The following is a 9704-nucleotide window of genomic DNA, read 5'->3' on the forward strand; positions in this document are numbered from 1 at the left end:
GAGCGCGCCGTGGCCTGGGTCGAGGCACAGAATGCGCGCACCGACGCGGCGCTGTGCGACGACGCCTACCGCGCCGATTACGCCGCGGTGCTGAAAATCCTCAACGCCGACGACCGCATCGCCTTTGTCGGCAAGTCCGGCGAGCATCTGTACAATTTCTGGAAGGACGCGGCGCATCCGCGCGGGCTGTGGCGGCGCACCACGCTTGCCAGCTACAAGACCGATACGCCCGACTGGGACGTGCTGCTCGACATCGATGCGCTGAACGCCGCGGAAGGCATCTCCTGGGCGTTTTCCGGCGCCGCGCGTTCGCCTGACAAGAGCCGCGCGCTGATCAGCCTGTCGTTCAACGGCACCGACGCCGTCGAGGTCCGCGAATTCGACATCGCCAGCAAAAGCTTCGTCAAGAATGGCTTCTTCATTCCAAAGGCCAAGACACAAGCGAGCTGGCAGGATCAGGACACGCTGCTGTTCGGCAGCGCACAGACCGCCGAGGACACCACCGAGGCCGGCTATGCCCGCGTGATCCGCAAATGGACGCGCGGCACACCGATTTCCGCGGCCGAGATCGTGTTCGAGGCGGAGAAGCAGGACGTCGCGGCATGGTTCGGCGTCAACCGCCGGCCCACGCATCGCCGCGCAATGTACTGGCGGGCGCTGGATTTTACGCGCTCGCATATCTTCGTCGAGCAGGCGGAAGGACCGCATGCCGGAAAGCGTGTTCGGCTGGAATTGCCCGACGAGATCGACATTGGTTGTGATGCCGACGATCTGATCGTCAGCCCGAAGCAGGACTGGAAGGTCGGCGAACTGACCATCCCGACCGGCGCGGTGGCGGTCATCCATCTCGACCGTTTCATCGACGGCAACCGGGACTTCGAGATCATCTTCACGCCGACGCCGGTTCGCGCGCTGCAATCCTGGCTCGAGACGCGCCATGGCGTCGTGCTGGAAATTCTCGACAACGTCCGTGGTCGCATCGCGCTGACGCAGCGACACGGCGAAGGCTGGGTGGAGACCGCGATCCCGGGCCTGCCCGACAACGCCACGATCAGCGCCGCGGCGTTTGGCGGCGAAGACGATGCCGACCTCGGCGAAGACGTGCTGCTCACCACCACCGGCTTCGACCGCCCGACCACCACGGCGCTATGGCATGGCAACGGGCCCCTGGAGGAATTGAAGCACGCGCCGCGCAATTTCGATTCCGATGGCATCGAGGTCAAGCAGTGCCACGCGGTCGCCGCCGACGGCACCCACATCCCCTATTTTCTGATCGGCAAGAAGCTCGCCGATTCACGCACGCCGCGGCCGACTGTTCTGTACGGCTATGGCGGCTTCGAGGTGTCGATGACGCCCGCTTATATGGGCATCGCGGGCAAGCTGTGGCTCGAAGCGGGCCATCTTTATGCGATCGCCAATATTCGCGGCGGCGGCGAATTCGGCCCGGCCTGGCATCTCGCCTCGCGCAAGGCGACAAAACATCTCGCCCATGATGATTTCGCCGCCGTGGCGCACGACCTCGCGGCGTCGGGCGTGAGCTCCGCGCAAAAACTCGCCTGTCACGGCGGCAGCAATGGCGGGCTGCTGGTCGGCAACATGCTGACGCGCTATCCAGAACTGTTCGGCGCGATCTGGTGCAGCGTGCCGCTTCTGGACATGTCGCGCTACACCAAGCTGCTGGCCGGGCAAAGCTGGATCGCGGAATATGGCGATCCGGAAATTCCGGCGGAATGGGATTTCATCCGAAAATTCTCGCCGTATCATCTGATCGAGCCCGGCAAGCATTATCCGCCGATCTTCATCACCACCAACCGGACCGACGACCGCGTCCATCCCGGCCATGCCCGCAAGATGGCCGCAAGGCTGGAGCAACTGGGCTATCCGGTCTGGTTCAACGAGACCGTCGCTGGCGGCCATTCCGGCGCCGTGGACAACACCAAGCAGGCGCAGAGCCAGTCGCTCGGCTTCGCATTTCTACGAAAGACGATCGCGGCCTCTTAACCTCTTCCAGCTCTTTGCGGGGAGAGGTCGGCATTCGCGCAGCTAATGTCAGGTGAGGGGCGAGGCACGCGTTTTCTCCGCATTTGCAGATCGGAAGCACCCCTCACCCCGCCCTCACCCCGCAAGCGCGGGGCGAGGGCGCGCACGGCCGATACGAAACTACGCCGTCGCCCGCGCTGCCATCGCAATCTGTGCCAGCATCGCTTTGGCGATTTCCTGCTCGCCCATGATCACCTCATTGGCGCCGTGATGCTTGAGATGCGCGATCTCTTCCTCGGAATGCGCACGCGCAATGATCGGCAGGGTCTGGCTCAGCGCGCGCGCCTTGGCGACGATCTGGCCGCCTTCGAACGCATCGGGGATCGCGACCAGCAATCCGCGCGCGCCGGTGATGTTGGCGGCCTCCAGCATGTCAGGCGCGGCGGCATTGCCGAGGATGACCTCGATGCCTTCCTTGTGCAGGGCCTCGACCAGCCCCTGATCGTCCTCGATCACCAGCACCGAGGTGCCGAGGCTGCGCAACGCGGCGCTGACCACCTTGCCGACACGGCCATGGCCGACCAGCACGACGTGGTCGCTGAGCTGGGTCTCCCACAGCACGCGCGCCACCACGCTTTCCTTCAAGGCCGGCTTGATCTCGTTGGGCTTCCTGGCATCATCCCTCGCCAGTGCGCGGTCAAGCAGCGCGAAGAACATCGGATTCAGCATGATCGAAATGATCGCGCCGGCCAGCACCAGGTCGCGGCCACGATCCGGCAGCAGCGCCAGACTGACGCCAAGGCTGACCAGAATAAAGGAAAACTCCCCGATCTGCGCCTGGCTCGCGGAGATCGTCAGCGCCGTCGAGTTGGGATAGCCGAACAGCCGAACGATGCCGAACGCGGCAATCGATTTGCCGAAGATGATGATCAGCACGGTGGCCAGCAGCGGCAGCGGCTCGCGCAGGATGATCGCGGGATCCACCAGCATGCCGACCGAAACGAAGAACAGCACCGCGAAGGTGTCGCGCAGCGGCAGGGTTTCGGAGGCGGCGCGCTGGCTGAGCTCGGATTCGCTGAGAATCATGCCGGCGAAGAACGCGCCGAGCGCGAAGGAGACGTCGAACAGGATCGCGGCGCCAAAGGCGACGCCGAGCGAGATCGCAAACACCGCGAGGCGAAACAATTCGCGTGAGCCGGTATGGGCCACATAATGCAGCAGCCACGGGATCACGCGGCGGCCAACCACCAGCATGAACACCACGAAAGCCGCGACCTTGCCGAGCGTGACCAGCACCGGCATTGCGATCGTCGACAGATCGGCGTCGTTGCCGGCGTCGCCCTTGAGAATGCCGGCGAGCGCCGGCAGCAGCACCAGCGTCAGCACCATCGCCAGATCCTCGACGATCAGCCAGCCGATCGCGATACGGCCGCGTTCGCTGTCGACCAGCCGCCGCTCCTGCAGCGCGCGCAGCAGCACCACGGTCGAAGCCACCGACAGGGCCAGGCCGAACACCAGCCCGCCGCCAATCGGCCAGCCGAGCAGCCTGCCCATGCCGATGCCCAGCAGGGTGGCGACCGTGATCTGCACGATGGCGCCGGGAATCGCGATCTTGCGGACCGACAACAGATCCTTCAGCGAGAAATGCAGACCGACGCCGAACATCAGCAGAATGATACCGATTTCGGCCAGTTCATTGGCAATGTTCTGATCGGCGACGTAGCCGGGCGTGAACGGTCCCATCAGCACACCGGCCATCAGATAGCCGACCAGCGGCGAAACGCGGATGCGATGCGCGAGGGTTCCGAGAATGAAGGCCAGCACCAGGCCGACCACGACGGTGGAAATCAACGGGGTGTTATGGCTCATGCCGCATTTTGCCGCGGATGGCGCGGAGATGTAACCCGCCGCCGCGGCTACCCATCGCCGCAGTGCAACCGGCTCACGTCCATGCGAGCTGCTCTTGCCGGACGTCGTTCCGGGGCGCGGGCGGCGTCAGCCGAACGCGAACCCGGAATCTCCATATGTTCATCGTCCCTTCTCGGGATTCCGGGTTCGCTCGCGGCTTACGCGCTCGCGCCCCGGAATGACGAGCTAACCGTTCATCGCCTTCTCAATCGCGGCCAGTGCCGCGTCGGCCTTGCCGCCGTCGGGGCCGCCGGCCTGCGCCATGTCGGGGCGGCCGCCGCCGCCCTTGCCGCCAAGGGCTTCGGAGGCGATCTTCACCAGATCGACGGCGTTGAAGCGCGCGACCAGATCGGCTGTCACGCCAACAACGACGCCGGCCTTGCCGTCCTCGCCGACATTGATGATCACCACGACGCCGGATTCCAGCTGCTTCTTGCCGGAATCAGCGAGGCTCTTGAGATCCTTCATCTCGATGCCGGAGACGCTTTTCGTCATCAGCTTGACGTCGCCGACCATCTTGAAGTCGGCGCCGGCGCCGTTTGCGGCCGCTGAACCGGGCGCACCGCCGCCGCCCATCGCGATCGTCTTCTTCGCTTCCGACAATTCGCGCTCGAGCTTCTTGCGCTCGTCCATCAGCGCGGCAATACGCACCGGCATGTCTTCGATCGTGGTGCGCAGTTCGTTCGCGGAGATCTTCGCCAGTTGCATCGTCGCGTTGGCATGGTGCCGCGCATGGTTACCGGTCAGCGCCTCGATACGGCGCACGCCAGAGGATACGGCACTTTCGCCGGTGACCGAGATAATGCCGATATCGCCGGTGCGCCGCACATGGGTGCCGCCGCACAATTCGACTGACCAGCCCAGCGCGTTGCTGCCGGAGTCACGCGGCATCCGGCCCATCGAGACGACACGGACCTCGTCGCCATATTTCTCGCCGAACAGCGCGCGGGCGCCGGCCTCGCGGGCGTCGTCCACCGCCATCGAGCGGGTGGTAACGTCATCGTTTTCCAGCACGACCCGGTTGGCGATGTCCTCGATGCGCCGCAGCTCGTCGGCGCTGATCGGCTTCTGATGCACGAAGTCAAAGCGCAGCCGGTCCGGCGCGACCAGCGAGCCGCGCTGGGCGATGTGATCGCCGAGCACCTGGCGCAGCGCCTCGTGCAGCAGATGCGTCGCGGAATGATGCGCGCGGATCGACGAGCGTCGGTCATGATCGACGTTCAGCGCCATCGCGGCGCCGAGCTTCAACGTGCCCTGCTCCACGGTGCCGAGGTGCACGAACAGATCGCCGGCGCGCTTCTGGGTGTCGGTCACCTTGAACACGACGCCGTCCCCAGAAATCACGCCATTGTCGCCGACCTGGCCACCGGACTCCGCATAGAACGGCGTCTGGTTGACCACGATCGCGCCGGTCTCGCCGGCTTTCAGTTCGGCCACTTCGGCCCCGTCCCTGACCAGCGCGCCGACCACGCCTTCGGCGGTCTCGGTCTCGTAGCCCAGGAATTCCGTGGCGCCGAGCTTGTCACGCAGGCCGAACCAGATGTTCTCGGTGGCGGTCTCGCCGGAAGAAAAACGCGACGCGCGGGCCTTGGTCTTCTGACGCTCCATCGCGTCGGTGAACGAGATGAGATCGACGCCGATGCCGCGGTTGCGCAGTGCATCCTGGGTCAGATCGAGTGGGAAGCCATAGGTGTCGTACAGCGTGAAGGCGGTCTCGCCGTCGAACATGTCGCCCTGCTTCAGGCTGGCACTCTTGTCATCGAGAATGGTCAGGCCGCGGTCCAGCGTCTTGCGGAAGCGGGTCTCTTCGAGCCGCAACGTTTCCTCGATGGTCTTTTCGGCGCGCACCAGTTCGGGATAGGCTTGGCCCATCTCGCGCACCAAGGCCCACACCAGCCGCCACATCAGCGGCTCCTTGGCGCCGAGCAGTTGCCCGTGACGCATGGCGCGGCGCATGATCCGGCGCAGCACATAGCCGCGGCCTTCATTCGACGGCAGCACGCCGTCGGCGATCAGGAACGACGACGCGCGCAGATGGTCGGCGATGACGCGCAACGAGGCCTTCATCGGGCCCTGCGGATCGGCGCCGGTGATCTCGGCGATGGCGTGAATCAGTGCGACGAACAGGTCGATGTCGTAATTGTCATGCTTGCCCTGCAGCACCGCGGCGATGCGCTCCAGCCCCATGCCGGTGTCGATCGACGGTTTTGGCAGCGACAGCCGGTTGCCCGGCGCCAGCTGGTCGAACTGCATGAACACCAGGTTCCAGATCTCGATGAAACGGTCGCCGTCTTCATCGGGCGAACCGGGAGGGCCGCCGGGAATCTTGTCGCCATGGTCGAAGAAGATTTCCGAGCACGGGCCGCACGGGCCGGTGTCGCCCATCTGCCAGAAATTGTCAGAGGTCGGGATCCGGATGATTTTCGATTCCGGCAGGCCGATCTTCTTCCAGAGATTAAAGGCTTCATCGTCTTCGGAATAGACCGTGACCAGCAGGCGGTCCTTGGGAAGCGCATATTCCCGGGTGATCAGGTTCCACGCCAGTTCGATGGCGCGTTCCTTGAAATAATCACCGAACGAAAAATTGCCGAGCATCTCGAAGAAGGTGTGGTGCCGGGCGGTGTAGCCGACATTGTCGAGGTCGTTGTGCTTGCCGCCGGCGCGGACGCATTTCTGCGACGTGGTGGCGCGCTGGTATGGCCGCTTCTCGACGCCGGTGAAGACGTTCTTGAACTGCACCATGCCGGCATTGGTGAACATCAGCGTCGGATCGTTGCGCGGCACCAGCGGCGATGACGGCACGATCTCGTGGCCATTGCTGGCGAAGTAATTCAGAAATGCCGACCTGATTTCGTTGACGCCGCTCATATCAGTCCCAATCGCACCTTAAAATCGCCCAAAATCTTGCCCGGAGCGCGGTCTCCCGGCGAAACGCTTTTAGACAAGGGGGCTGGCGCTGTCCAGAAAGCCTGCCGCGCATCAGACCGCGAGATCATTTAGCGAGATCATGGGCTTGCCGCGGCAACACAGGATGTGGATCGCGGCCCCGCCGCGTTGACAGCGGCCCCGGCGCCGTGATCATCTTCTGTCCGTTGAACGACGTCACGTCGGGAGAGATCGGCCGCTTCTGCGAGGAAGAGGGCTGGCGCCGAAGGAGCAACCGCCCCGGAAACTCTCAGGCAAACGGACCGCGTGACTGGGTAACATCTGGAAAGAGACGCCGCGGCCGAAAGCCATGGCATCCGCCGACGGGATAATACTCTCAGGCACAGCGACAGATGGGGCTTGGCAGGTTTTTCGGGATGGTCCCGGGAGGCCGCGAGGACCCGTCCGCATGCTCGATCCCGACACCGTTCCCAGGCTTTTGCATACTCCGCTGCACGCGCTGCATCTCGCCCGCGGCGGCAAGATGGTGCCGTTCGCCGGCTATGACATGCCGGTGCAATACGCTGCCGGCGTGCTCAAGGAACATCTGCAGACCCGCAGCACCGCTGGCCTGTTCGACGTCTCGCATATGGGTCAGATCACGCTGCGGCCGAAATCCGGCCGGGTCGAGGACGCCGCGCGGGCGCTGGAACGGCTGCTGCCGCAGGACATCGCCGCGCTACCGTCGGGCCGGCAGCGCTACGCCCAGTTCACCGATGCGGCCGGCGGCATTCTCGACGATTTGATGGTGGCGAATTTCGGCGATCATCTGTTTCTGGTGGTCAATGCCGCGTGCAAACACGCTGACGAGGCGCATCTGCGCGCGCACCTCTCTGGCGATTGCCACATCGAGGCACTGCCCGACCGCGCGCTGATCGCGCTGCAGGGACCAGAAGCGGCCGGCATCCTCGCGGCGTTCTGCGCCGCGGCGCCGGCGATGCGCTTCATGGATGCCGAGCCGCATGTCGTGCACGGCATCGACTGCTTTGTCTCGCGCTCCGGCTACACTGGCGAGGACGGTTTCGAGATCTCGGTGCCGGCCGGCCAGGCCGAGGCGCTGGCCACGGCGCTGGTAGACGCCGGCGCGGGATTGATCGGGCTTGGCGCCCGCGACAGCCTGCGGCTCGAGGCCGGGCTGTGCCTGTACGGTCATGACATCGACGCCACGACGACGCCGATCGAAGCCGGGCTGGACTGGTCGATCCAGAAAAGTCGGCGCACGGGAGGCGCACGCGCCGGTAGTTTCCCTGGTGCCGAAACGATTCTCGCACAGTTGGACGACGGTGCGCCGCGACGACGCGTCGGCCTGCGGCCGGAAGGCCGTGCCCCGGTGCGCGAGGGCGCGACGCTGTTCGCGGACGCCACTTCCAGCGATGCCCTCGGCCGCGTCACATCGGGCGGTTTCGGTCCGAGCGCCGCGGCGCCGATCGCGATGGGCTATCTGCCGACCGCGCATGGCGCCGACGGCACGATCGTGTTCGCCGAGCTGCGCGGCCAGCGCATGCCGATGCGCGTTTCACCGATGCCCTTCATCCCCCACAGCTACCAGCGTTGAGGAATTGATATGACCACCCTTTTCACCACCGACCACGAATGGCTCAAGCTCGACGGCGACGTCGTCACCGTGGGCATCACCGACTACGCCCAGTCGCAGCTCGGCGATGTCGTGTTCGTCGAACTGCCCAAACTCGGCCGCCAGTTGAAGAAGGCCGAGGCCGTCGCGGTGGTCGAATCCGTGAAGGCCGCCTCCGACGTCTATGCGCCGGTCAGCGGCGAAGTGATCGAGGTCAATGCGGCGCTGGCGCAGGAGCCGGCCATGGTGAATTCCGACGCCGCCGACAAGGCCTGGTTCTTCAGGGTGAGGCTGGCCGACAAGAGTGAGCTCGACGGCCTGATGGATGAGGCCGCGTACCAGGCTCACGTCGCCTGAGGCCTTCGCAGCGTGGTCAAAGCGAAGCGTGCCCACGTCTTTTTGTTGCTGCGGGAAAGCGTGGGCACGGCGCAAGGGCGCCTTTGCCCACCCTACGATCAAACATATCGTTCGAGGAAGAGCCGATGACTGAACAAGTCTCCACTGACATCGCCAGCGATTTCGTCCGCCGCCACATCGGTCCCTCGCCGTCCGATATCGCTTCGATGCTGGAAGCGGTCGGTGCCAAGTCGCTGTCGTCGTTGATCGGCGAGACGCTGCCGGCGTCGATCCGGCAGGCGAAGCCGCTCGATCTCGGCCGCGCGCTGAGCGAAACCGAGGCGCTGGCGCACATGACCGAGCTGGCGACCCAGAACGAGGTCTTCACCTCGCTGATCGGCCAAGGCTATTCCGGCACCATTCTGCCGGCGGTGATCCAGCGCAACATCCTGGAGAATCCAGCGTGGTACACGGCCTACACGCCGTACCAGCCGGAGATCAGCCAGGGCCGGCTCGAGGCGCTGTTCAATTTCCAGACCATGATCTGCGACCTTACCGGGCTCGACGTTGCGAACGCTTCGCTGCTCGACGAGGCGACCGCGGCAGCGGAGGCGATGGCACTCGCGGAGCGGGCCGCAAGCGTGACGACACGGATGTTCTTCGTCGATCACGAGGTGCATCCGCAGACGATTGCCGTACTGCGCACCCGCGCCGAGCCGCTGGGCTGGACGCTGGTGATTGGCGATCCACTGACCGATCTCGACAAGGCCGATGTGTTTGGCGGTCTGCTGCAATATCCCGGCACGTCCGGCGTGGTGCGCGACCTGCGCAAGGCGGTGACGACGCTGAAGGCCAGGGGCGCGCTGGCCATCGTCGCCGCCGATCTGCTGGCACTGACGCTGCTGGCCTCGCCGGGCGAACTCGGCGCCGACATCGCGATCGGCTCGGCGCAGCGGTTTGGGGTGCCGATGGGCTATGGCGG

The 9704-nt window shown here is 65.0% G+C and carries 5 protein-coding genes, 1 pseudogene and 1 riboswitch; of the genes and pseudogenes, 4 read left to right on the forward strand and 2 right to left on the reverse strand.

Annotated features, from left to right (window positions below):
• Positions 1-2001, forward strand: a 2001-nt coding sequence (locus Q0S16_RS16900) for a prolyl oligopeptidase family serine peptidase (protein WP_295850291.1), incomplete at its 5' end; no start/stop codon positions are given.
• 159 nt (positions 2002-2160) lie between these two features.
• Here the strand turns inward: Q0S16_RS16900 and ybaL are convergent.
• A complete protein-coding gene (gene ybaL / locus Q0S16_RS16905; protein ID WP_295850293.1) occupies positions 2161-3849 on the reverse strand; it encodes a YbaL family putative K(+) efflux transporter in 1689 nt (562 codons plus the stop codon).
• Positions 3850-4074: 225 nt separating this feature from the next.
• Complete coding sequence (alaS, locus tag Q0S16_RS16910; protein ID WP_295850296.1) at positions 4075-6756, reverse strand: alanine--tRNA ligase; 2682 nt, start codon at positions 6754-6756, stop codon at positions 4075-4077.
• A 229-nt stretch (positions 6757-6985) separates the two neighbouring features.
• Positions 6986-7089, forward strand: a riboswitch (glycine riboswitch).
• Positions 7090-7222: 133 nt separating this feature from the next.
• On the opposite strand from alaS, the gene gcvT reads away from it, so the two are divergent.
• The 3 genes and pseudogenes from gcvT to Q0S16_RS16925 all read left to right on the forward strand — a co-directional run.
• Complete coding sequence (gene gcvT / locus Q0S16_RS16915; protein WP_295850299.1) at positions 7223-8368, forward strand: glycine cleavage system aminomethyltransferase GcvT; 1146 nt, start codon at positions 7223-7225, stop codon at positions 8366-8368.
• A 9-nt stretch (positions 8369-8377) separates the two neighbouring features.
• Positions 8378-8743 carry a glycine cleavage system protein GcvH gene (gene gcvH / locus Q0S16_RS16920; RefSeq protein WP_295850300.1) on the forward strand — a complete coding sequence of 122 codons (366 nt, stop codon included), beginning with the start codon at positions 8378-8380 and terminating at the stop codon, positions 8741-8743.
• 125 nt (positions 8744-8868) lie between these two features.
• Positions 8869-9704, forward strand: a pseudogene (locus Q0S16_RS16925) (glycine dehydrogenase (aminomethyl-transferring)); the annotation flags it as partial.

This window comes from Tardiphaga sp., from assembly GCF_025356345.1.
Classification (GTDB): Bacteria; Pseudomonadota; Alphaproteobacteria; order Rhizobiales; family Xanthobacteraceae; genus Tardiphaga.

Coding starts and splice junctions, on each gene's coding strand:
- gcvH (WP_295850300.1), top strand. CDS start 8,378: ATGACCACCCTTTTCACCACCGACCACGAATGGCTCAAGCTCGACGGC.
- alaS (WP_295850296.1), bottom strand. CDS start 6,756: ATGAGCGGCGTCAACGAAATCAGGTCGGCATTTCTGAATTACTTCGCC.
- gcvT (WP_295850299.1), top strand. CDS start 7,223: ATGCTCGATCCCGACACCGTTCCCAGGCTTTTGCATACTCCGCTGCAC.
- ybaL (WP_295850293.1), bottom strand. CDS start 3,849: ATGAGCCATAACACCCCGTTGATTTCCACCGTCGTGGTCGGCCTGGTG.